Annotated in this window: 20 protein-coding genes; 14 read left to right on the top strand and 6 right to left on the bottom strand. The window is 68.6% G+C overall.

The genetic code is table 11. The features are described 5' to 3' along the window. Positions 1–31 precede the first annotated feature (31 nt). From radC to GXW78_RS25365, 3 genes are all read right to left on the bottom strand, one after another. Positions 32–775 (bottom strand): RadC family protein, encoded by a 744-nt coding sequence (gene radC / locus GXW78_RS25375; protein WP_211871711.1) that lies wholly within the window; start codon positions 773–775, stop codon positions 32–34. Between the two features lie 115 nt (positions 776–890). Then, the gene (map, locus tag GXW78_RS25370) at positions 891–1,697 is read right to left on the bottom strand and encodes a type I methionyl aminopeptidase (protein ID WP_211871710.1); all 807 of its coding nucleotides are present in this window, start codon (positions 1,695–1,697) and stop codon (positions 891–893) included. A 75-nt stretch (positions 1,698–1,772) separates the two neighbouring features. Then, entirely contained in the window at positions 1,773–2,660 is an 888-nt protein-coding gene (locus GXW78_RS25365) for a methyltransferase domain-containing protein (RefSeq protein WP_211871709.1), read from the bottom strand. A 106-nt stretch (positions 2,661–2,766) separates the two neighbouring features. Here GXW78_RS25365 and GXW78_RS25360 point away from each other — a divergent pair, with 106 nt between their 5' ends. From GXW78_RS25360 to GXW78_RS25345, 4 genes are all read left to right on the top strand, one after another. Further along, positions 2,767–4,356: a rhodanese-like domain-containing protein gene (locus GXW78_RS25360; protein WP_211871708.1), complete on the top strand. Its 1,590-nt coding sequence runs from the start codon at positions 2,767–2,769 to the stop codon at positions 4,354–4,356. 1 nt (position 4,357) lies between these two features. Then, on the top strand, positions 4,358–5,137 hold the full coding sequence (locus GXW78_RS25355) for a double zinc ribbon domain-containing protein (protein WP_338147847.1): 780 nt from the start codon (positions 4,358–4,360) through the stop codon (positions 5,135–5,137). Positions 5,138–5,167: 30 nt separating this feature from the next. Then, complete coding sequence (gene grxC, locus GXW78_RS25350; RefSeq protein WP_211871707.1) at positions 5,168–5,425, top strand: glutaredoxin 3; 258 nt, start codon at positions 5,168–5,170, stop codon at positions 5,423–5,425. Between the two features lie 113 nt (positions 5,426–5,538). Next, complete coding sequence (locus tag GXW78_RS25345) at positions 5,539–6,030, top strand: DUF1178 family protein (RefSeq protein WP_211871706.1); 492 nt, start codon at positions 5,539–5,541, stop codon at positions 6,028–6,030. A 7-nt stretch (positions 6,031–6,037) separates the two neighbouring features. Here the strand turns inward: GXW78_RS25345 and ubiG are convergent, their stop codons facing one another. Then, a complete protein-coding gene (gene ubiG, locus GXW78_RS25340) occupies positions 6,038–6,769 on the bottom strand; it encodes a bifunctional 2-polyprenyl-6-hydroxyphenol methylase/3-demethylubiquinol 3-O-methyltransferase UbiG (RefSeq protein ID WP_211871705.1) in 732 nt (243 codons plus the stop codon). A gap of 142 nt (positions 6,770–6,911) precedes the next feature. Here ubiG and GXW78_RS25335 point away from each other — a divergent pair, with 142 nt between their 5' ends. The 9 genes from GXW78_RS25335 (at position 6,912) to GXW78_RS25295 (ending at position 15,667) form a co-directional block, all read left to right on the top strand. After that, a complete protein-coding gene (locus GXW78_RS25335; RefSeq protein ID WP_211871704.1) occupies positions 6,912–8,135 on the top strand; it encodes an aspartate kinase in 1,224 nt (407 codons plus the stop codon). Positions 8,136–8,164: 29 nt separating this feature from the next. Further along, entirely contained in the window at positions 8,165–9,157 is a 993-nt protein-coding gene (locus tag GXW78_RS25330) for an NAD(P)H-dependent flavin oxidoreductase (protein WP_211871732.1), read from the top strand. Positions 9,158–9,233: 76 nt separating this feature from the next. Further along, a complete protein-coding gene (locus GXW78_RS25325; RefSeq protein ID WP_211871703.1) occupies positions 9,234–10,136 on the top strand; it encodes a helix-turn-helix domain-containing protein in 903 nt (300 codons plus the stop codon). Positions 10,137–10,219: 83 nt separating this feature from the next. Further along, the gene (gene ispG, locus GXW78_RS25320) at positions 10,220–11,356 is read left to right on the top strand and encodes a flavodoxin-dependent (E)-4-hydroxy-3-methylbut-2-enyl-diphosphate synthase (RefSeq protein ID WP_211871702.1); all 1,137 of its coding nucleotides are present in this window, start codon (positions 10,220–10,222) and stop codon (positions 11,354–11,356) included. After that, positions 11,353–11,772 carry a hypothetical protein gene (locus GXW78_RS25315; protein ID WP_211871701.1) on the top strand — a complete coding sequence of 140 codons (420 nt, stop codon included), beginning with the start codon at positions 11,353–11,355 and terminating at the stop codon, positions 11,770–11,772. The genes ispG and GXW78_RS25315 overlap by 4 nt, the downstream gene beginning before the upstream one ends. 28 nt (positions 11,773–11,800) lie before the next feature. Beyond that, positions 11,801–13,048, top strand: coding sequence for a histidine--tRNA ligase (gene hisS / locus GXW78_RS25310; protein ID WP_211871700.1), 1,248 nt, complete (start codon positions 11,801–11,803; stop codon positions 13,046–13,048). After that, on the top strand, positions 13,045–14,100 hold the full coding sequence (gene prfA / locus GXW78_RS25305; RefSeq protein ID WP_211871699.1) for a peptide chain release factor 1: 1,056 nt from the start codon (positions 13,045–13,047) through the stop codon (positions 14,098–14,100). The genes hisS and prfA overlap by 4 nt, the downstream gene beginning before the upstream one ends. Next, positions 14,097–14,966 carry a peptide chain release factor N(5)-glutamine methyltransferase gene (gene prmC, locus GXW78_RS25300; RefSeq protein WP_211871698.1) on the top strand — a complete coding sequence of 290 codons (870 nt, stop codon included), beginning with the start codon at positions 14,097–14,099 and terminating at the stop codon, positions 14,964–14,966. The genes prfA and prmC overlap by 4 nt, the downstream gene beginning before the upstream one ends. A gap of 242 nt (positions 14,967–15,208) precedes the next feature. After that, the gene (locus GXW78_RS25295; RefSeq protein ID WP_211871697.1) at positions 15,209–15,667 is read left to right on the top strand and encodes a DUF4167 domain-containing protein; all 459 of its coding nucleotides are present in this window, start codon (positions 15,209–15,211) and stop codon (positions 15,665–15,667) included. 163 nt (positions 15,668–15,830) lie between these two features. On the opposite strand, the gene GXW78_RS25290 is transcribed toward GXW78_RS25295, so the two are convergent. Next, positions 15,831–16,595, bottom strand: a complete 765-nt coding sequence (locus GXW78_RS25290; RefSeq protein ID WP_211871696.1) for an MOSC domain-containing protein — start codon at positions 16,593–16,595, stop codon at positions 15,831–15,833. 110 nt (positions 16,596–16,705) lie between these two features. Between GXW78_RS25290 and clpB the strand changes: the two genes are divergently transcribed. Then, positions 16,706–19,291, top strand: coding sequence for an ATP-dependent chaperone ClpB (gene clpB / locus GXW78_RS25285; protein WP_211871695.1), 2,586 nt, complete (start codon positions 16,706–16,708; stop codon positions 19,289–19,291). Positions 19,292–19,330: 39 nt separating this feature from the next. Here the strand turns inward: clpB and GXW78_RS25280 are convergent, their stop codons facing one another. Then, positions 19,331–20,620 (bottom strand): M23 family metallopeptidase, encoded by a 1,290-nt coding sequence (locus GXW78_RS25280; protein WP_211871694.1) that lies wholly within the window; start codon positions 20,618–20,620, stop codon positions 19,331–19,333. Between the last annotated feature and the right edge of the window lie 394 nt (positions 20,621–21,014).

Below are 21,014 nucleotides of genomic sequence, written 5' to 3'. Positions count from 1 at the left end.
GCGTGACGCGGCGCACGTCCAGCGAAAGCGTTCAGAGGAGCCCTTCGCGTCGGAAGGAGAAATGGCGGCCATTCCCCACGATGAGATGGTCGTGCAGCACGATGCCGAGCGCGCTGGCGGCGGCCTTCACCTCCTGCGTCATGTCGAGATCCGCGCGCGAGGGAGCGGGGTCGCCGGAAGGGTGGTTGTGCACCAGGATCAGCGCCGTTGCCTGGAGTTCAAGAGCGCGGCGGACGACTTCCCGCGGGTAGACCGGCGTGTGGTTCACCGTGCCGCGGGCCTGCGCCTCGTCCGCGATCAGGCGGTTGCGGGTGTCGAGGAACAGGACTCGGAACTGCTCCACCTTCTCGCGCGACAGCGCCGCGGCGAGGTAGGCGAGCAGCCGATCCCAGTTGTTCAGGACAGGGCGATCCATGACCTCCGCACGCGCCAGGCGCAGCGCGGCGCCCTGGACGACACGTAGCGCGGCGGCGCCGGCATCGCCGAGCCCCTCGATCTCCCGAAGAGCCGTGAGCGGCGCAGACACGGCGTTGGCGAAGGAGCCGAAGCGGGTGAGCAGCGCGCGGGCGATCGGCTTGGTATCGCGGCGTGGCAGCGCCAGGAACAGGACCATTTCAAGCAGCTCGTGGTCGAGCAGTGCGTCGGGACCGGCATTCAGGAGCTTCGCCCGCATCCGGGCGCGGTGTCCGGCATGGCCCGGGGGCTCGGCCTCGGAGAAAGCTGTTCCGAACAGCAGGCCCGGTGGGGCCTCGGCAAAGTGCTTGGCTCGAGACATGCGTCGCCCACGGATGCACGCCGAAGTGCCGGCGTTGCGCAACCCATGGTAGAGATTTTTCGGCAAATATCAACAAAATGAGCGCCGCGCCGGCGACCTGCGCCGACGCCGGCGATCAGGTGCCGAGATGCGGCTTGTGCAGGCCGGCCGGCGAGAGGGTGAAGATCTCGACCCCCGCCTCAGTCACGCCGACCATGTGTTCATACTGCGCAGACAGTGAGCGGTCACGCGTCACTGCGGTCCAGCCGTCATCGAGGATCTTCACCTCGGGCCGGCCGGCATTCACCATCGGTTCCACGGTGAAGAACATGCCCGGCCGCAGCTTCGGCCCTTCACCGGGGCGGCCGAAGTGCAGGACGTTCGGCGGCTCGTGGAAGTGACGGCCGATGCCGTGGCCGCAGAAATCACGGACCACGGAGAAGCGCTGCTTCTCGACATAAATCTGGATGGCGTGGCCAATGTCGCCGAGCGTGGCGCCGGGCTTGATGGCGGCGATGCCCCGCATCATCGATTCATAGGTCACGTCCATCAGCAGCCGCGCCTTGGTCGATGGCGTGCCGGCGACGTACATGCGACTGGAATCGCCGTACCAGCCATCGAGGATCACGGTGACGTCGATGTTGACGATGTCGCCGTCGGCCAGCACGCGCTCCCCCGGGATGCCGTGGCAGACGACGTGGTTGACCGAGGTGCAGGACGACTTGGTGTAGCCGCGATAGCCGAGCGTCGCCGGCACCGCGCCATGGGCGATCATGAAGTCGTGGCACAGTTGATCGATCTCGCCCGTCGTGGCGCCGGGGCGGATATGGCCCGCGATCATGTCGAGCGTTTCGGCGGCCAGCCGGCCGGCCTTGCGCATGCCCGCGAAATCCTCGGGGGTGTGGATCGTGATGCGGCGCGGCTCGGCGCTGTGCTGCTCCATCGAGCTGTCCAAAAACCTTGCAGGAGTTGAGCTCGGAACATGCGCCCGGCCCCCCTCGGTTGCAAGCGTGCGGGATCAGTGGCGGGCCTTCTCCCCGGTGCCGCGCTCGATAGTTCCGAGCGCGTCGGCCAGCCGGCCGGAGGCGCTGCCCGGCCGCGCCGCCTGGGGTTGGCCTTCTCCCGGAGACCAGCCGGTAAGCACGATCAGCCGCAGGGTGGCGGGAACGGCCTCTTGTCCCTGCTGGAGCCGCGCGGCGATGAGCGGGAACAACCCGCGCGGCGGCATGCGCCGGTCACGGGCCAGCACTGCGTTCGTCTCGCCGGCGGCGCGCAGGTCGGCGAACAGGGACATCGGGTTGCGGTACAGGAGCGGGAGCTCCTCGGCATCCGCCACCGGCATGGCGAAGCCTGCCCGCTGCAGCAGACCGGCGCCGTCTCGCAGTTCGGGGAAGGGGGAGACGCGGGGGGAAAGGCCATCGCGCAGCTCGGCCTCGGCCTCCGCCGTCGCGGCGCGGAGCTCCTGCAGGGTAGGCAATCCCGGCAGCATCGCGAGGAACAGCCCGTCGGGCGACATGGCCCGGCGGATCTGTACCAGAGCGCCCGGCAGGTCGTTGACCCAATGCAGCGAGAGAAAGGCGACGACCAGGTCGAAGCTGCCGTCGGCGAAAGGCAACCACTCCTCGTCCAGCGCGATCGGCATACCGCCGGCTTCCCGCGCCAGCGCCGCCGACAGATCCGCCGAGACCACCTGCCCGACGCCGCGCGCTGCCAACCGGGGAGCAATCTGGCCACGACCGCCGATCTCCAGCGCCCGGTCGAAGCGGCGCGTGGTGTCGTCGAGCCGATCGAGCAGCCGGTCAGCCGCTTCGGACAGGATGGGTTCGACGCGCTGCTGGCTGCCGGCCGCGCGGTCGCGCCGGCGTCGCACGAGACGGCGGTCGAAGATCTCGATCGGGTCGGCCATGGCGCAGACATGCCCCCGCCCACAGGTCCCCGCAAGGCGGGGAGGTTTGCTCGGCGACCGATCCGCCCTAGCGTTCGGGGCAAGGACCAAGGGGGAATGGTGACGCATGCCGAAGCAGATCGAGGCCGCCGCTCTGAAGGGCTGGATCGCGGATGGTCAGGAACTCGCCATCCTCGACGCGCGGGAAGAAGGGGAATTCGGCCGGTCCCACCTGTTCTGGGCGGTGCCATGCCCGCTATCGAAGATGGAGTTCCGAGCCCGGGCGCTGCTGCCGCGGATCGGCACGCGCATCGTCTGCGTGGATGGCGGGGAAGGGTACGCGGCGCGGCTGGCGGCCTATCTGGAGGACATTGGCGGCACCGACGTTTCTGTCCTCGCGGGCGGTACGCCGGCGTGGATCGCGGCGGGCTACACCGCCTTCTCCGGCGTCAACGTTCCGTCCAAGGCCTTCGGCGAGTGGATAGAGCATCACTATGAGACCCCGTCGGTTGATCCCGGCGAGCTGAAGGCCATGATGGATGGGGGCACCGACATGGTGGTGCTCGACAGCCGGCCGATCGACGAATTCCGGCGCATGACGATCCCCACCGCGGTGAACGTGCCGGGCGGGGAGCTGGTCTATCGGATCGGGGAGCTCGTGACCCGGCCTGACACCACGATCGTCGTGAATTGCGCTGGCCGGACGCGGTCGATCCTGGGGGCGGAATCGCTGCGCAGCGCGGGCGTGCCGAACAGGGTGGTGGCGCTGCGCAACGGCACGATGGGCTGGGAGCTGGCGGGCTTCACCTGCGACCGGGGCCGTGCCGACCGGTATCCAGAGCGGACCCCGACCGGTGTAGAGACGGCCTTCGCCCGCGCGGACGCCTTCGCGCGCCGGCACGGGGTGAGGTTCATCACCCGCGCCGACTTCGACCGCATGCGCGGCGAAGCGGACCGGACCACCTACCTGCTGGATGTCCGTGATCCATCGGAGTTCGCCGCAGGGCATCTGATCGATAGCCGCTCCGCGCCGGGCGGGCAGCTCGTGCAGGCAACCGACCAGTGGGTAGCCGTGCGCGGCGCCCGCATCGTGCTGGTGGACGACGCCGGCGTGCGAGCGAGGATGACGGGCGGATGGCTGCGCCAGCTCGGCGGGTGGGAAGTCTGCGTGCTCACCGATGGGCTGGAAGGCCGCATCGAGGAGGGCATCTGGGCGCCGACCTGCCCGGAGGCCGACGCGGTCCGGGTGCCTCGCGTGACGCCACCCGAACTGGCCGTGCTGGCCGCGGAGGGCTCGGTCCAGGTCGTCGATCTTGCCCGATCCATTGATTTCCGGGACGGGCATGTGCCAGGCGCCATCTGGGGTATCCGGACCCGGCTATCGCAGCTAGCCGACCGGCTGGCCGGCGACCGGCAGATCGTCGTCGCAGCGCCGGAGGAGGCGCAGGCTCGGCTCGCCGCCGCCGAGCTCAAGGGCTTTGCGAAGGCTCCGGTGAAGATTCTTGCCGGGGGTACCAGGGCCTGGGCGGCGGCCGGCTTTCCGCTCGCGGCTGACCGCCGCGACCCGGCGGATGCCGACTGCGTCGATTTCTACCTGCGCCCCTATGACCGGAACGAGGGCGTCGAGGAGGCGATGCACGCCTACCTCTCCTGGGAGATCGACCTGGTGCACGAGGTGAAGAAGGACGGCGACGCCCCGTTCGGCGCTTGGCGCTGAGGTGACGCTTGGTCTGCAACGCCTCGCTTCCGGTGCTCGCCGAGCGTCGGAGGTGTTGCTCGACGCGCTGCTGCCGCCGCGATGCCTCGCCTGCGATGCGGACGTGACCGGGCAGGGGACCCTCTGTGCCACCTGCTTCGCCACCCTGCTGCCTGTCACCTTGCCCTTTTGCGAACGCTGTGGCGTGCCTTTCGCGCATACCGGCCAGGCGCAGGCCGGCACACTGCTCTGCACGACCTGCGAGAGCGGCACCCGGGTCTTCCGCACCGCCCGCGCGGCCTTTCGGTATGACGAAGGGGCCAAGCGCCTGATCCTGCCTTTCAAGCACGGGGACCGGACGGACCTCGCCCGGCCTCTCGCCCGGCAGATGGCGCGTGCCGGGGTCGCATTGCTCGACCGGGCGGAGATCATTGTCCCGGTGCCTGCCCACTGGCGCCGCCTGATCGGCCGGCGCTACGACCAGGCGGCGCTACTGGCGCGGGCGCTCGGAGCGATCACCGGCCGCCGCGTCGTGCTGGATCTTTTGTGCCGGCGCCGCGCCACGCCGCCCTTGGGCGACAGACGGGCAATGGAACGGGCTTTGACCGTGGCCGAGGCCTTCGCCCTTTCCCGCCGTGGCGCTTTGGCATTGCCCGGGCGCCAGATACTGCTGGTGGACGATGTGATGACCTCCGGCGCGACGGTGAACGCCTGCGCCGCAGCGCTGCTGGCCGGCGGGGCGGCGGCGGTCGATGTGCTCGCCGTGGCGCGTGTCCCGGACCCGCGCCAAGGTGCGGCTTGATCTTGGCCGTGCCCGCGCCATTCTTGGATCATGGCCAAGATCGAGATCTACACCCAGGACTTCTGCGGCTATTGCGCGCGCGCCAAGGCGCTGCTGGATCGCAAGGGCGCGACTTATGATGAAATCCACGCTCCGAACGGTTCGGCAGCACGGACGGAAGCGACCCAGCGCTCGGGCGGCCGGACGACGGTGCCGCAGATCTTCATCGACGGCCAGGCGATCGGCGGGTCGGACGACCTTATGGCGCTCGACCGTGCCGGCAAGCTCGACGCCCTGCTGGCGGGATGAGGGCGCGCGGCGGCCTGTTCGGGCCGCATGGCGTCTGGCACTCTCGTCATCGGAGTGCCACATGAGGGGCGCAGAGCGGCGGCAGGACCTGACCGCCCGGGGATGACGGAGCGATGATCCACTACCAGTTGCGCTGCACCAGCACGGCCGAGGAGCACGAGTTCGACGGCTGGTACAAGGACAGCGCTGCCTTCGAGACGCTGGTCAAGGCCGGGCTGGTCGACTGCCCGGTTTGCGGCGGCACGCGCGTGGAGCGCGCGCTGATGGCCCCGGCGATTCCGAAGAAGGGCCGCCCTGCCCGTAACGCCGTCCCCGCCGCCCCCCCGGCGGCCACCGAGCCGCAACCGATCGCGCCACAGGCGCCCGCCGCCGCCGGGCCGATGCCGGCCCAGGTGCGCGCCGTGCTCCAGCGGCTACGCGCCGAGGTGGAGAAAAACTGCGACTACGTCGGCACGGACTTCGCCGAGGAGGCCCGCCGCATGCACCGGGGCGATTCGGAACGCCGCGGCATCTTCGGCGAGGCGTCCGACAGCGAGGCGGAGGCCTTGCGGGACGAGGGGATCGAGGTTGGCCGCATCCCCTGGGTACCGCCGGCGGACGGCTGACCCGCCGCTACGGCTTCCGCGCCATGATGATGTAGTTCACCCCGACGTCGCGGCTGGCATGCCAGCGGCCGGTCAGCCGGTTCATGGCCATGCCGGCGATATCGGCCACGGCGAGGCCCGCGCCGCGGAGCCCCGCACCCAGTTCCGATGGGGTGACGAACATCTTCCAGTCATGGGTGCCAACGGGCAGCATCCTCAGCAGGTACTCTGCGCCGAGCTTCGCCATCAGGAAGGATCTGGGCGTGCGATTCAGCGTCGAGAGGAAGACGAGGCCGCCGGGTTTCGTCGCCCGCGCCAGTGCCCCCAGGAAGGCGGCGTGGTCGGCGACGTGCTCGATCACCTCCAGGGCGATGACCGCGTCGAATTCGGTATCGGGCGGTAGGTCCTCGGGCAGGCCCTCGCGATAGTCGATGACGAGGCCAGCCGCCGTGGCATGGGCGCGGGCGGCGTTCAGCGCTTCCCCGGCGGCGTCGAGCCCCGTCACCGCGGCGCCGCGGCGGGCCAGCGCCTCCGACGCCAGGCCGGCGCCGCAGCCGACATCAAGCACGGATAGTCCGGTCAAAGCGGGCGCTTCCGGGTCCCGGCCATGCTGCCGGGCGAGGCGTTCCGCGATCCAGCCGGTGCGCAGCGGGTTCATCCGGTGTAGGGGCTTCATCGGGCCGTCCGGGTCCCACCACCGGCCGGCCAGGGCGTCGAACTTGGCGATCTCTGCCCCGAGCATGGTACCGGCCTGCGGCATCGTAGTCCTTCCAGGGCCCCGGGGACCCGTTCACGGCGGGTTGCGCGTGACCCGCCCGATGGGTATCTGTCGCGCCCCGCCGCCCGGCGCAACCGTCGGCGCCGGGATTCCCCGCCCGGCCCCAGGGACCAGACCGCCGCCGATGGCTCGTATCGTCATGAAGTTCGGCGGCACCTCCGTCGCCGATCTCGACCGAATCCGCAATGTCGCCAACCGCGTGAAGCGGGAGGTCGATGCCGGCAACCAGGTTGCCGTCGTCGTCTCCGCCATGTCCGGGGTGACGAACCAGCTCGTCAAATGGTGCCAGGACCTGTCGCCGCTGCATGACGCGCGCGAATACGACACGGTCGTCGCGACCGGCGAGCAGGTCACGACCGGCCTGACGGCCATCGCGCTGCAGACGATCGGCGTCGATGCGCGGTCCTGGCAGGGCTGGCAGGTGCCGATCGTCACCGACCAGGCGCATGGCAAGGCGCGGGTCGAGAAGATCGACGGCGCCGCGCTGATCGAGCGCATGGAAGCGGGGCAGGTGCCGGTCATCGCGGGCTTCCAGGGTATCGAGAACACCCGCCACCGCATCACGACGCTGGGGCGCGGCGGGTCGGATCTCTCGGCCGTGGCCATCGCGGCGGCGGTGAAGGCGGATCGCTGCGACATCTATACGGATGTCGATGGTATCTACACGACCGACCCGCGCATCGTGCCGCGCGCCCGCAAGCTGGAGCGCATCTCCTTCGAGGAAATGCTGGAACTGGCCTCCGTGGGTGCCAAGGTGCTGCAGACGCGCTCGGTCGAACTGGCGATGAAATTAGGCGTGCGCGTGCAGGTGGTTTCGTCCTTCGAGGACAAGCCCGGCTCGCTCGTGGTGGATGAGGACGAGATCGTGGAACAGCCCGTGGTTTCCGGCATCGCGTATTCGCGCGACGATGCCAAGGTGACGCTGCGTCGCGTGCCGGACCGGCCGGGCGTGGCGGCGAACGTGTTCGGCCTGATGGCGAAGGCCAATGTGAATGTGGACATGATCGTCCAGAACATCGGCGCCGACGGCACGACGGACATGACCTTCACGGTCGGCAAGGCCGACCTGGCCCGTGCGCAGGACGTGCTGGGCAAGGCGCAGGGCGATCTCGGCTTCGAGGCGCTGATCGCCGATCCGGACGTCGCGAAGATCAGCGTGGTCGGCATCGGCATGCGCAGCCATGCGGGCGTTGCCAACACCATGTTCAAGGCGCTGGCCGAGAAGGGGATCAATATCCAGGTGATCTCCACCTCCGAGATCAAGGTCAGCGTGCTGGTCGCCGCGGACTACACGGAACTCGCCGTGCGCGCGCTGCACACCGCGTACGGGCTGGACGCACCCGCGTGAGCGAAGCGGCCGCGACCTTTGACCGACTGATGGCGCGGGGCGCCGCCTTTTTCGGCACCCGCTACGCGCTGATGGGCGGGGCGATGTCCTGGGTCAGCGAGCGGCATCTCGTCGCCGCCCTGTCCAATGCCGGGGCCTTCGGTGTGATCGCCTGCGGGGCGATGGAACCGCCGCGGCTGGCGGAGGAGATCGCCGGCACCCAGGCGCTGACCGATAAGCCGTTCGGCGTGAACCTGATCACCATGCATCCGCGGCTCGACCAGCTGGTCGATGCCTGCCTGGAGGCGAAGGTCGGCCACATCGTCTTCGCTGGCGGCATCCCGCCCGGTGCGGCGATCAAGAAGGCGAAGGATGGCGGGGCGAAGGTGGTCTGCTTCGCGCCGGCGCTGGTGCTGGCGAAACGGCTGGTCCGCAGCGGCGCCGATGCGCTGGTGATCGAGGGCTCCGAGGCCGGCGGCCATATCGGCCCGGTCTCGCTCAACGTCCTGGCGCAGGAGATCCTGCCGCACATCACCGACGTGCCGGTGTTCGTCGCCGGCGGCATCGGGCGGGGCGAGGCGATCCTGTCCTATTTGGAGATGGGTGCGGCCGGCGCGCAGCTCGGCACGCGCTTCGTCTGTGCCACCGAGTGCATCGCGCATCCCGCCTTCAAGCAGGCCTTCATTCGCGGCAACGCGCGCGATGCGATGCCAACCGTCCAGCTGGACGATGCCTTCCCGGTCATTCCCGTCCGCGCCTTGCAGAATACCGGCACGAAGCGCTTCCTGGAATTCCAGGCCGAGACAGTTCGCCGCTTCCGCGCTGGCGAGGTCGAGAAGGATGTCGCACAGCTCGATATCGAGCATTACTGGGCGGGCGCGCTGCGCCGCGCGGTCATCGACGGCGATGTCGAGAACGGGTCGCTGATGGCGGGGCAGTCGGTCGGCATGGTGACGAAGGAACAGCCTGCCGCGGAGATCATCCGGGAGTTGATCGACCAAGCCACGGCCGCAATCGCCGCACGGCGACCTGATGCTGCCTGAGCAGGGGCGCGGCGGGATTGGCCTTTCCGGGGCCGGCCGCGCGGGCTAGAAGCCGCCGGTCGATCTCATGCCGCCCATGAAGCGCTCTCCACGCCCCGATATCGCTGCCGCCGAAGCCGCCCGCGTAGGGGAAGACCTGCGCGAGGCTCGGCTGACGCTTGGCGCGACCGTCGAGGACATGGCGGACCACCTGCGCATCAACCGGCGCTATATCCACGCGCTCGAGGAAGGTCGGGTGCGGGACCTGCCCGGTTCTGCCTACGCGGTTGGTTTCGTGCGGTCCTATGCGGCGGCGCTCGGCCTTGACCCGGATGAGGCGGTGCGCCGGTTCCGCGATGTCACTGGCGGCAGCGCCGCGAAGTCCGGGGAACTCGTGTTCCCCGAGCCGGTTCCGTCGCGCGGCGTACCGGCCGGTGCGCTGGTGGCGGTTGGCGTCGTGATTGCCATCGGCGCCTATGTGGCTTGGTACAATTGGACCGGGTCTGGCAACCGAGTGGTCGATTCTGTGCCGCCATTGCCCCCCCGCCTGGAGCAGACGGCGCAGGAAGGCGCGCGGCTGCAGGGCACGCCACCGCAGGTGTCACCATCGCCCCTGACCGTCGCGCCGACGCCGGCGCCCGCGCCGGCGGCACCCGCCCAGGCCGCCGCACCGCCTCGGGACCCGAACGAACCGCGCATCGTATTGCGGGCGCGGGGCGAATCCTGGATCCAGGTGCGTGATACCCGCGAGAACCGAGTATTGCTGGATCGCGTGCTGCGCGGCGGAGAGACCTGGTCGGTGCCAAACCGCGAAGGCATCGTCCTGACCACCGGCAAGGCCGAGAACCTGGAGTTTGTCGTGGATGGCGAGCTTGCGACCACCACGCTGACCGGAGTGGTTGGGGTGCGCCGCGGCATTCCGCTCGAGGTCGATCGGCTGCGCGTGGCGGCGGAGCCCGCTGCGCCGGCTACCCAGCCCGCCACCGCGCCACGGCCCTGAGACGTTTCGGCGGCAAGCCTTCCGAAGCGCGCCGCGGATCGTCATATTGAGGCCGCTGCCGAGCCACGGGATCAGGAACCCTCATGTCCTATCGCCCCTACCAGCAGATCATGCGTCGTACCTCGCGGCAGATCGGCGTCGGCAAGGTGCGGGTGGGCGGCGACGCGCCGATCACCGTGCAGACCATGACGAACACGCCGACCGAGGACGCGCAGGCGACGATCGAGCAGATCCGCCGCTGCGAGGTCGCCGGCGTCGACATCGTTCGTGTGTCCTGCCCGACGCCGGAATCCACCGCCGCCCTGCATGAGATCGTGCGCGAGGTGAACGTCCCGATCGTCGCCGACATCCATTTCCACTATCGCCGTGCGATCGAGGCCGCGCAGGCCGGTGCGGCCTGCCTGCGGATCAACCCGGGCAACATCGGATCGAAGGAGCGGGTCAAGGAGGTCGTGAAGGCCGCCCGCGACCATGGCTGTTCGATCCGCATCGGGGTGAATGCCGGCAGCCTGGAGAAGCACCTGCTGGAGAAGTACGGCGAGCCGAACCCCGAGGCGCTGGTCGAGAGCGCCCTTTGGCACGCCGATCACCTGCTCCAGGAAGGCTTCGACGAGTTCAAGATCAGCGTGAAGGCATCCGATGTCTTCCTCGCCGTCGCGGCGTATCAGCAACTTGCGGAAGCCTGCGATCACCCGTTGCATATCGGCATCACTGAAGCGGGCGGGCGTCGCGCCGGCACGGTGAAAAGCGCGATTGGCCTCGGTTCCCTGCTTTGGGCCGGCATAGGGGACACGCTGCGCGTCTCGCTCTCGGCCGAGCCGGAGGAGGAGGTCTCGGTCGGTTGGGAGATGCTGAAATCTTTGCATCTGCGCCATCGCGGGGTGAAGATCATCTCCTGCCCCTCCTGCGCGCGGCAGGGCTTCGATGTGATCCGAACTGTCGAGAAGCTGGAGGAGCGGCTGGCGCATATCGACCAGCCCATCAGCCTCTCCATCATCGGCTGCGTGGTGAACGGGCCCGGCGAGGCGCTGATGACCGACATCGGCCTCACCGGGGGCGGGGCCGGTACCCATATGGTCTACGCCGCCGGCAAGACCGACCATACGACGCGCACCGAGGAGATGGTGGACCATATAGTCGCCCTGGTGACCGCAAAGGCCGAGGCGCTGGCGGCTGAGAAGCGTGCCGCGGCCGAGGCGCGGCCCCAGGCCGCCGAATGAGGCTCCTGCCGCTCCTATTCCTTGCGGGACTCGTCGCGGCGACGGCGGCGCAGGCGCAGACCGGTACCCAGCCGGATGATCCGGGCGAGGGTGGCGGGGGCGGTTCGGTCTCATGCTTGGACCTGGGCAGCCGTGCCATGGAGGCGACCATGGTCATCCGACAGCATGCGAGCACCCTGTCGGCCGGCATCACGTCCGATGCGAGGGCCGAGGGGATCGTCGTGCTGGCCTGGCTCGACCAGTGGACCGGGCGGCTGCGCGGCATCGTTGAGCTGGCGGAGTTCGTTCCCTGTTTCGACGACGGGGACCGCGAAACCTATCGCCGGGCCCTTGCGACGGCCGGGCGCGTGGCCAATACCGCACGGGACGAACTGCTCCGGACGCCTGCCGCCGCCCAGGCGCCGCGCCGTCGCTAACCGACCTACTGACTACGGAATCACCGGCATGACAGCCTTCCAGCCCGTCCGCGGGACACGCGACCTCATCGGCGACGATTTCCGGCGGATGCACCATGTCGCCGAGACGGCGCGCCGCGTGTCGGCGCTCTACGGCTTCGAGGAATGGTCGACGCCGATCTTCGAGGATACCCGGGTGTTCAGCCGCGGCCTCGGTGACACGTCGGATGTCGTGTCGAAGGAAATGTACACCTTCGAGGACCGTGGCGGTGACTCCGTGACGTTGCGGCCGGAGGCGACGGCGGGGCTATGCCGGGCGCTGGTCAGCAACGGGCTGACCCAGACGAACCTGCCGCGAAAGATTTTCTATACGGGCCCGATGTTCCGCTACGAGCGGCCGCAGAAGGGCCGTTACCGGCAGTTCCACCAGATCGACATCGAGGTGATGGGCGCGGCCGAACCACTTGCCGATGCCGAGGTGATCGCCTGCGGCTGGCATGTGCTGCAGGAACTCGGCATCTCCGACGGCACGGTGCTGGAAGTGAACACGCTTGGCGATGCCGCGTCGCGTGAGGCCTATCGCGCGGCGCTGGTGGCGTATTTCACGTCGCACCGCGATGCGCTGAGTCAGGACAGCCGCCTGCGACTGGAGAAGAACCCGCAGCGCATCCTCGATTCCAAGGATGACGGCGACCGCGCGATCGTGGCTGGCGCGCCGACCATCGATCCATATCTGACGCCTGATGCCGCCGCCTTCTATGGCAGCGTCGAGAAGCACCTGGCCCGCTTCGGCGTGCCGTTCCGCCGCAATCCGCGGATCGTGCGCGGGCTCGACTACTACAGCCACACGGCCTTCGAGTTCGTCACCGACCGGCTGGGCGCGCAGGGCACCGTGATGGGCGGCGGGCGCTACAACGGCCTGGTCGAGGAGATGGGCGGTCCCGCGACGCCCTGCGTCGGCTGGGCCGCGGGCATGGAGCGTCTCTCGCTGCTGCTCGAGGATGGCGGCCGGACGCCGGCCGCTCCGAGACCGGTCGCGGTCATCCCGGTGGGGGACGGGGCCGAGGGGGCCGCGCTGGACCTGCTCCAGGCATTGCGCCAGGCCGGCGTCGTCGCCGAAGTCGCCTATCGTGGCAATCTCAAGCGCCGTATGGAGCGCGCCAACCGCATCGGCGCCCGCGCCGCGCTGATCCTGGGCGATGACGAGATCGCGGCCGGCGTTGCGCAGCTGCGTGACCTTGATGCCGGTACTCAGGAATCGGTGCCGCTCGCGGAGGTGCCGGGTCGGTTGGCATGAGCCTTCCCGCGCGCCTCGACCGGCTGCTTACCCGCGCGGAGGAACTGCGGCACGTCCTCTCGACTGCGCCGGGTGCCGATATCGGGGCTTTGTCGAAGGAACTGTCGGAACTGGAGCCGCTGGTCGAGAAGGTCAGCGAGTTGCGGGCCGCCGAGCGTGCTCGAGATGACGCTCAGGCAATGATGGCCGACCCGGAGATGAAGGATCTCGCCGAGACCGAATGGCTGGAGCAGAAGGAGCGTGTCCCGGCCCTGGAACGAGAGATCCGCATCCTGCTGCTGCCGCGCGACGTCGCGGATGAGCGCAGCGCGATCCTTGAAGTCCGTCCGGCGGCCGGCGGCGACGAGGCGGGGCTATTCGCCGCCGAGCTGTTCCGCACCTATCAACGCTATGCCGAATCCCGCGGCTGGCGGTTCGAGCTGCTGGAGTACGACGAGAGCGACCTCGGCGGGATCAAGGGCGCGACAGCCGAGATCAACGGCCGCAGCGTCTTCGCCCGGCTGAAGTACGAAAGCGGCGTACACCGCGTCCAGCGCGTGCCGGCAACCGAGACGCAGGGGCGCATCCACACTTCGACGGTGACTGTCGCCGTGTTGCCGGAGGCCGAGGAGGTCGACGTCCAAGTCAACGATGCCGATCTGCGCATCGACACCTACCGTGCCTCTGGCGCCGGCGGGCAGCACGTGAACAAGACGGACTCGGCCGTTCGTATCACCCACCTGCCGACCGGTATCGTGGTGGCGATGCAGGAGGAGAAATCCCAGCACAAGAATCGCGCCAAGGCGATGAAGGTGCTGAGGGCCAGGCTCTACGAGGCGCAACGGAGTGCCAAGGACTCCGCGCGGGCGGCGGATCGTCGGTCCCAGGTGGGCACGGGTGACCGTTCCGAACGCATCCGCACCTACAATTTTCCGCAGGGGCGGGTGACGGATCATCGCATCGGGCTGACCCTGCACAAGATCGACCGCGTGATGCTGGGCGAGTTCGACGAGATCGTCGATGCGCTGACCGCTGAGGACCAGGCGGCGCGACTGGCCGCCGACGCGGCATGACCGCCTGCGCCGATCCTGGTGGGTCGGTTGGCGCCTTCCTTTGCCAGGCGGGCCAGGTGTTACGTGCCGCCGGCGTCGAGGGGCCGCGGCAGGAGGCACGGATGCTGCTGGCGCACGCGATGGCCTGTCGGGAGGAGGATCTGCTGCGCGACCCCCGGGTGCTCGTTCCGCAGCCCGCCGTCACAGCCTTCGCCAGCCTGCTACGGCGCCGTGCGGCACGGGAGCCGATGGCGCATCTGCTCGGTCGCGCCGGGTTCTGGACGCTGACGCTCGAAACCTCCCCGGTCACTCTTGTTCCGCGAGGCGACTCGGAAGCGGTTGTTGAGGCGGCGCTGTCGGCTTTCGATGCATCCGGGCGGATAGGACGGGTGCTCGATCTCGGCACCGGCACCGGCGCGCTGCTGCTGGCGGTGCTGGCGGAATGCCCCGAGGCGACGGGCGTGGGGATCGACCTCAACCCGGCCGCGGCGGCGTTGGCCGCGCGGAATGCCGCGACCAACGGGTTGGCCGGGCGTGCCGCCTTCCTATGTGGGGACTGGGCGGAGGCGATTGCCGGTCGCTTCGACCTCGTGCTGTCAAACCCACCCTATATAGAGACGGCGGCGGTGCCGTTGCTGATGCCGGAGGTCGCGCGCTTCGAGCCTGCGTTGGCCTTGGACGGCGGCTCCGACGGCCTCGATGCCTATCGCAGGCTGACCCGGGTCTTACCCATGCTCCTGACGCCCGGCGGACGGGCGGTCCTGGAGATCGGGCAGGGACAGCGCCCGTCCGTCGAGGCTCTGGCGCGGGCGGCGGGGCTGAAGCCGGTTTCAGCGCGCCAGGATCTCGGCGGAATCGACCGGGCCCTGGTGCTCCGCGCGGATTAATCGGGGCGGGAGGCCCCCAGAAAACAGTTTGGCGATGCGGCGCCCCGCCGCTATTCTCGTGGTGGCGGTCTGGATCCGGCGAATGCCGCATCCGAACCGGACCAGACAGTGGGCACATTCAGCACGCGTCTTGGTCGGGACCGCCTGGATGCAACGATGCCGAACGCCGGTTCGCTTGGCTGCCCAGTCCGGGCAGCGATGCGCAGGGGCGGATCGGATGCAGGACAGCGAAACACGACACGATGAACATCAAGCGCATGCGCGGCCGCGGCGGCAACCGCCACGGTGGAGGTGGCGGGCACTTCCGGCATGGCGGCGGGGGCGGGGGCGGCGGCAACAGTGACCGCCAGCCACTGAACCGCAACCATGTCTTCGACTCGAGCGGGCCCGACATGCGGCTCCGAGGCACGGCGCAGCAGCTGTTCGAGAAGTACCTGCAGCTCGGTCGCGACGCGACCAGCGGCGGCGACCGGGTGATGGCGGAATCGTACTTTCAGCATGCGGAGCATTATTTCCGCATTCTCAACGCCATGAACCAGGCAGCGGCACAGCACCAGCAGTCGCAGCAGCGCCGGTTCCAGGGCCAGGGCGAGGGAAGCGAGGCGGAGCCGCAGGGCGAGGCCGTCGAGATGAGCGCCCCGGCCCCAGCCGAAATGCCTGAAGCCGACGAGACCGCCGGCGAGGCGCGCGAGCCGGCCTGAGACCAGCGGCACATCGCGGGCTCCGACGAGCCAGGCGAACCCACAGCCTGCGCTCACCGCTTCAGGGCTGGGAAAGCTGAATGCCGGCAGTCGCCCTCAGCGGCTGTCGGTATGAGGCCATTCACGACGGGCGACGCCATCCAGAGTCGCCCGCGGCAGAACGTCAATCGGCCGGCGCCAGGGCCTCTAGCGCATCGCCCACGGCGATACGGCCGCCTTCGATCACCTCGGCGTACACGCCGAGGTCCATGTGGCCGAAGTGCTCGCGCAGCCAGCGGGGCGGTTTCGCGTCGCGCAGGCCGCTTGCCGGATTCACTTCCGTCGCTGGGCAACGGACGATCCGCTTCACCACCCGCAGCTTCGTTTGGCCGAGTTGGATTTCCTGCCCGATCCAGCCGAACTCTGCCCATGGCCTGCCGCCCGAGACGTAGACGTTGGCACGGAAGCGCAGAGGGTCCAGCGTCATGCCGGCGGCCTGCTCCAGCGCCCGGAGGCTGGAAAGCCCGATGATGGAGACGAGCTTCCCCGGCACATCGGAGAAGGAGTGCCCCGGCGCTTCGACGAAGCGTGGCGTGCCGCGCGCTTCGTCGCCGAGATAGGCCGTCAGGGCAGCGGCGATCGCGGTGCGGCCATCCGCGGTGCGTGTGCTGGCATGGAGCGGCGCGGCGCCGGGGATGCGGAGCAGCAGGTCGCCGCTACGGGCATCGAACGCCGAATGGACCAGCGCCAAGCGCGCGTTCACCATGAGGCAGCCGAAATGGCGCTTTGTCAGCCAAGCGGGTGCGGCCGGGTCGAAAGGCGCGTCTCCCTGAGCCAGGGCGAAGCGGCGATCCTCCGGCAGGGTCTGGCCGGGGATCAGGGCGACGTCTTCGAGCGCCTCGGCCGTCAGGCCCTTCACCGGGTATCGGTAGATGGTCTCGATGCGCATGGCGGCCCCTTGAAGCAGATCAAGGAGGCTTACCACATGACGTGCGACAGGGGCGCGCCCACTGCCCGTTTGGGGGCGGGTGCGCTCGTCCGCTCAGGAGAGGGACAAGGATGGACATCGAGAAGTTTACCGACCGGGCCAAGGGCTTCCTGCAGGCGGCCCAGACCATCGCGATCCGCGAGTACCACCAGCAGGTCACGCCGGCGCACCTCGCCAAGGCGCTGCTGGATGATGCCGAAGGAGCCGCCAGCGGGCTGATCCGCGCGTCGGGCGGCGATCCGGCCCGCGTGAAGCAGACGCTGGAGGCGAACCTCGCGAAGCTGCCGAAGGTTTCCGGCGGCGGCGCCGGCAATCCGCAGTTTACCCCGGACATCGTGCGCGTGTTGGACGCGGCGCAGCAGCAGGCGACGCGAGCCGGCGACCAATTCGCCGCGCAGGACCGCCTCGTCGTGGCGCTGGCGGCGAGCGACGGCGACACCGGTCGCGCCTTCCGCGACGCCGGCGCAAATCCGCAGCGGCTGGAAGAGGCGGTCGCAGACCTGCGCAAGGGCCGCACCGTTAACAGCCAGAATGCCGAGGAGAGCTTCGACGCGCTGAAGAAGTACGCGCGCGACATCACGGCGGCCGCGCGTGAAGGCAAGCTGGACCCGGTGATCGGCCGCGACGAGGAGATCCGCCGCTCGATCCAGGTGCTTGCCCGACGGACCAAGAACAATCCGGTGCTGATAGGCGAGCCCGGCGTCGGCAAGACGGCTATCGTCGAGGGCTTGGCGCTCCGCATCATCAAGGGCGACGTGCCCGAAGCGCTGAAGACGAAGAAGGTGATGGCGCTCGACCTCGGCGCGATGGTCGCGGGTGCCAAGTATCGCGGTGAGTTCGAGGAACGGCTGAAGGGCGTCCTACAGGAGACGCAGCAGGCCGAAGGCGAGATCATCCTGTTCATTGACGAGATGCACACGCTGGTTGGCGCAGGCAAGGCGGATGGCGCGATGGATGCGTCCAACCTGCTGAAGCCGGCGCTGGCGCGTGGCGAGCTGCACTGTATCGGCGCCACGACGCTCGACGAGTACCGGAAGCATGTCGAGAAGGATGCGGCACTCGCCCGGCGCTTCCAGCCGGTTTTCGTTGGCGAGCCGAGCGTCGAGGACACGATCTCGATCCTGCGCGGCATCAAGGAGAAGTACGAGCTGCATCACGGCGTCCGGATCACGGACGGTGCGCTGGTGGCGGCCGCGACGCTGTCGAACCGCTACATCGCGGACCGCTTCCTGCCAGACAAGGCGATTGACCTGGTGGACGAGGCGTCATCCCGCCTGCGCATGCAGGTGGATTCGAAGCCGGAGGAACTGGACGCGATCGACCGCGACCTGATGCGGCTGAAGATCGAGCGCGAGGCGCTGAAGAAGGAGACCGACGTCGCTTCCCGTGACCGCCTGACGAAGCTTGAGAAGGAGCTTGCCGATCTCGAGGAACGCTCGCGTGAGATGACGCAGCGCTGGGAGTCCGAGAAGGGCAAGGTCATCGAGACCCAGAAGGCGAAGGAGGCGCTCGACAAGGCGCGGACCGAACTGGAACTGGCTGAGCGTGGCGGCGATTACGCCAGGGCCGGTGAGATCAAGTACGGCGTCATTCCCGGCCTTGAGAAGAAAATCGCGGATGCCGGCGATGGCGATGCCCGGCTGGTGAATGAGGCGGTCACCGAGGAAGGCATCGCGGCTGTGGTATCGCGCTGGACCGGCGTGCCGGTTGAGAAGATGCTGGAAGGCGAACGCGCGAAGCTGCTGCGAATGGAAGATGAGCTGCGCAAGCGTGTCGTCGGTCAGGAGGAGGCCCTTGAAGCTGTCTCCAAAGCCGTGCGGCGCGCGCGTGCCGGGCTGCAGGATCCGAACCGCCCGATTGGTTCGTTCCTGTTCCTCGGCCCGACCGGCGTCGGCAAGACCGAGCTGGTGAAGTCGCTTGCGCAGTTCCTGTTCGACGACGAGCGCGCCATGACCCGGATCGACATGTCCGAGTTCATGGAGAAGCATGCCGTCTCGCGGCTGATCGGCGCGCCGCCGGGCTATGTCGGCTATGAGGAAGGTGGCACGCTGACCGAGGCCGTGCGCCGCCGCCCGTACCAGGTGATCCTGTTCGACGAGGTCGAAAAGGCCCATGACGACGTCTTCAACGTCTTGCTGCAGGTGCTCGACGACGGTCGGCTGACGGACGGCCAGGGGCGCACCGTCGACTTCCGCAACGCGATCATCGTTCTGACGAGCAACCTCGGCAGCCAGGCGATCGCGGAACTCCCCGAGAACGCCGACGTCGACACGGTGCGCCCGGCGGTGATGCGCGCGGTACGCGAGCGCTTCCGGCCCGAGTTCCTGAACCGGCTGGACGAGATCGTGCTGTTCCGGCGTTTGGCGCGCGGCGATATGTCGTCGATCGTCGAAATCCAGCTTCAGCGGCTGCTCAAACTGCTGGAAGACCGGAAGGTGATGCTGGAACTCGACGACAAGGCGCGGGAGTGGCTGGCCGAAGCCGGATATGATCCGGTCTACGGCGCTCGGCCGCTCAAGCGCGTGATCCAGCGGAACCTGCAGGACCGGCTGGCGGGGCTTTTGTTGGAAGGCAGCATCAAGGACGGAGACCGTGTTACGGTAACGGCCTCCGCCGATGGGCTGGAAGTGCGGCCGGCTCTCGCCGCCGCAGCGTGACGAATGGCCGGCGGAATGAACCCCGCCGGCCCTTCTCGTTCAGTTCGGCGCCAGCGCCACTTCGTTCGCCGTGGCGAAGCCGGCCGCGAGGCCGGTCAGCTGGCGCTGCCGCGTACGGAAGGCCGTCAGTTCGGCGCCCGCGAGACGTACCGGCGGCTGCACATGCTGGGCGGGGTTCACAGCACGATTGTTGACCACGACCTCGTAATGGAGGTGGGGTCCAGTGGACATCCCGGTCGATCCGACGTGGCCGATCACGCTGCCCTGCCGAACCGTGCGGCCCGCCGCAATACCGCGGGCGAAGCGCGATAGATGCGCATAGCGCGTCTGGACGCCATTGGCGTGGCGGATGCGGACGAGCAGACCATAGCCGCCTTCGCGCTTTGCTGAGACTATAGTGCCGTCCCCCGCCGCATACACCGGCGTGCCGGTCGGCGCCGCGAAATCGATGCCCTGGTGCATCCGGGTGTAGCCGAGCACCGGATGGCTGCGACGGCCAAAGCCGGATGAGATCCTTGCACCGTCAAGCGGTGTGCGGAGGAAAGAACGACGCAGGCTTCGACCTTGCGCGTCATACCAATCGACATCTCCGTCGCGGTTCCTGTGCCGCCAGATCTCGAGCGTCCGGTCCGACAGGGTCAGTGACGCTTTGAGGATCTGACCGTGACCGAGGACGTCTCCTCCATCGCTTTCACGAAAGCGATCGAAGAGGATCGAGAAGCGATCGCCAGGCTGGAGGTCGCGCTGGAAATCGACCTGGTGGCCGAGGATGCGGATCAGTGACAGCGCCATGCCCGCTGGGACGCCGGCCCGTGTCATGGCGGGAAACAGACCGCCATCGACGGCCCCTTCGGCACGCACGAGGAAGCGGTCACGGTCCGCGAGCGTCTCTTCGTCCGTCCACCCCCCGTCTGGCTGCCGGGTCGCGCGGATCGTGCGACCGGCTTCGGGCTCTATCTCGACCTCCAGCAGGGAAGGGGATTCGTCAGAGGAGACGCGAATGGCGATCTCGTGGCCCGGACGTAGCGTGTTGGGGCGGAACCGGCGGCTGAGGCTTGCGATGGCCATCTGAGCCTGGCCGTCGTCTATACCGGCATCGCTCAACAGGCCTGCCAGCGTATCCCCACGGCTGACGACGAGCACGCGCTGCTGGGGGCCGGGGTCGATCTCCGCCGTTACCATTGGAAGGAGCGCTTCGGCCGTCGGCGCCGGACCGTCCTCCGCCGAGGGCGGGTCGGTGAGAGCGGCGGTCTGAACCACCGGTACGACCTCTTCGGCGGCCGCTTCCGTCTGTGCGGCCGCGGCGCTGTGGATGGCGAACTCCGCCATAGGGCGCGCCGCGGTTCCGATGTCGCCGGGAGCATCTGCGTGGGTCGCGGAGGTTTCAGAGGATAAGAGCGGAGTGAGTTTGGCCGCGGGATAGAGAGCAATGAGCGTCAGGATGGCGATGGCTGGGCGGAGCCGCATCGTCGGGAAGACCTCCTGGATGACGAGTCTTGGCTGTTAGGGCCACGAACGAGCAGTGACGACAAGACGTTAATGCGTGATCTTCGAGTCCTTCCAGAGATCAAGAGGGAAAGCTATGCGTCTAGCGCATTGCACAAAACTGCAAGAAACCCCTTTGCATGCCCCAGCATCCCCCGTAAAAGCCCGCTCACGCCGCTGGTGGGGCGGGGTTGACGGACTGGGGTTGAGGCCTTAGGTTAGTCGCCCCGCTGAGGAA

Origin of the sequence: Neoroseomonas terrae (genome assembly GCF_018129025.1) — a bacterium.
Taxonomy (GTDB): Bacteria; Pseudomonadota; Alphaproteobacteria; order Acetobacterales; family Acetobacteraceae; genus Neoroseomonas; species Neoroseomonas terrae.
The sequence above is the reverse complement of the archived record's forward strand: the minus strand, read 5'-3'. Positions and strand labels throughout refer to the sequence as shown.

What these genes read in the sequence shown, in the direction of transcription:
- GXW78_RS25360 (WP_211871708.1), top strand. Translation starts at nt 2,767, where the DNA reads ATGCCGAAGCAGATCGAGGCCGCCGCTCTGAAGGGCTGGATCGCGGAT.
- GXW78_RS25295 (WP_211871697.1), top strand. Translation starts at nt 15,209, where the DNA reads ATGAACATCAAGCGCATGCGCGGCCGCGGCGGCAACCGCCACGGTGGA.
- GXW78_RS25330 (WP_211871732.1), top strand. Translation starts at nt 8,165, where the DNA reads ATGGCGCGGGGCGCCGCCTTTTTCGGCACCCGCTACGCGCTGATGGGC.
- hisS (WP_211871700.1), top strand. Translation starts at nt 11,801, where the DNA reads ATGACAGCCTTCCAGCCCGTCCGCGGGACACGCGACCTCATCGGCGAC.
- clpB (WP_211871695.1), top strand. Translation starts at nt 16,706, where the DNA reads ATGGACATCGAGAAGTTTACCGACCGGGCCAAGGGCTTCCTGCAGGCG.
- prfA (WP_211871699.1), top strand. Translation starts at nt 13,045, where the DNA reads ATGAGCCTTCCCGCGCGCCTCGACCGGCTGCTTACCCGCGCGGAGGAA.
- GXW78_RS25290 (WP_211871696.1), bottom strand. Translation starts at nt 16,595, where the DNA reads ATGCGCATCGAGACCATCTACCGATACCCGGTGAAGGGCCTGACGGCC.
- GXW78_RS25335 (WP_211871704.1), top strand. Translation starts at nt 6,912, where the DNA reads ATGGCTCGTATCGTCATGAAGTTCGGCGGCACCTCCGTCGCCGATCTC.
- GXW78_RS25315 (WP_211871701.1), top strand. Translation starts at nt 11,353, where the DNA reads ATGAGGCTCCTGCCGCTCCTATTCCTTGCGGGACTCGTCGCGGCGACG.
- GXW78_RS25280 (WP_211871694.1), bottom strand. Translation starts at nt 20,620, where the DNA reads ATGGCGGAGTTCGCCATCCACAGCGCCGCGGCCGCACAGACGGAAGCG.
- grxC (WP_211871707.1), top strand. Translation starts at nt 5,168, where the DNA reads ATGGCCAAGATCGAGATCTACACCCAGGACTTCTGCGGCTATTGCGCG.
- map (WP_211871710.1), bottom strand. Translation starts at nt 1,697, where the DNA reads ATGGAGCAGCACAGCGCCGAGCCGCGCCGCATCACGATCCACACCCCC.
- ispG (WP_211871702.1), top strand. Translation starts at nt 10,220, where the DNA reads ATGTCCTATCGCCCCTACCAGCAGATCATGCGTCGTACCTCGCGGCAG.
- GXW78_RS25345 (WP_211871706.1), top strand. Translation starts at nt 5,539, where the DNA reads ATGATCCACTACCAGTTGCGCTGCACCAGCACGGCCGAGGAGCACGAG.
- ubiG (WP_211871705.1), bottom strand. Translation starts at nt 6,769, where the DNA reads ATGCCGCAGGCCGGTACCATGCTCGGGGCAGAGATCGCCAAGTTCGAC.
- radC (WP_211871711.1), bottom strand. Translation starts at nt 775, where the DNA reads ATGTCTCGAGCCAAGCACTTTGCCGAGGCCCCACCGGGCCTGCTGTTC.
- GXW78_RS25365 (WP_211871709.1), bottom strand. Translation starts at nt 2,660, where the DNA reads ATGGCCGACCCGATCGAGATCTTCGACCGCCGTCTCGTGCGACGCCGG.
- GXW78_RS25325 (WP_211871703.1), top strand. Translation starts at nt 9,234, where the DNA reads ATGAAGCGCTCTCCACGCCCCGATATCGCTGCCGCCGAAGCCGCCCGC.
- prmC (WP_211871698.1), top strand. Translation starts at nt 14,097, where the DNA reads ATGACCGCCTGCGCCGATCCTGGTGGGTCGGTTGGCGCCTTCCTTTGC.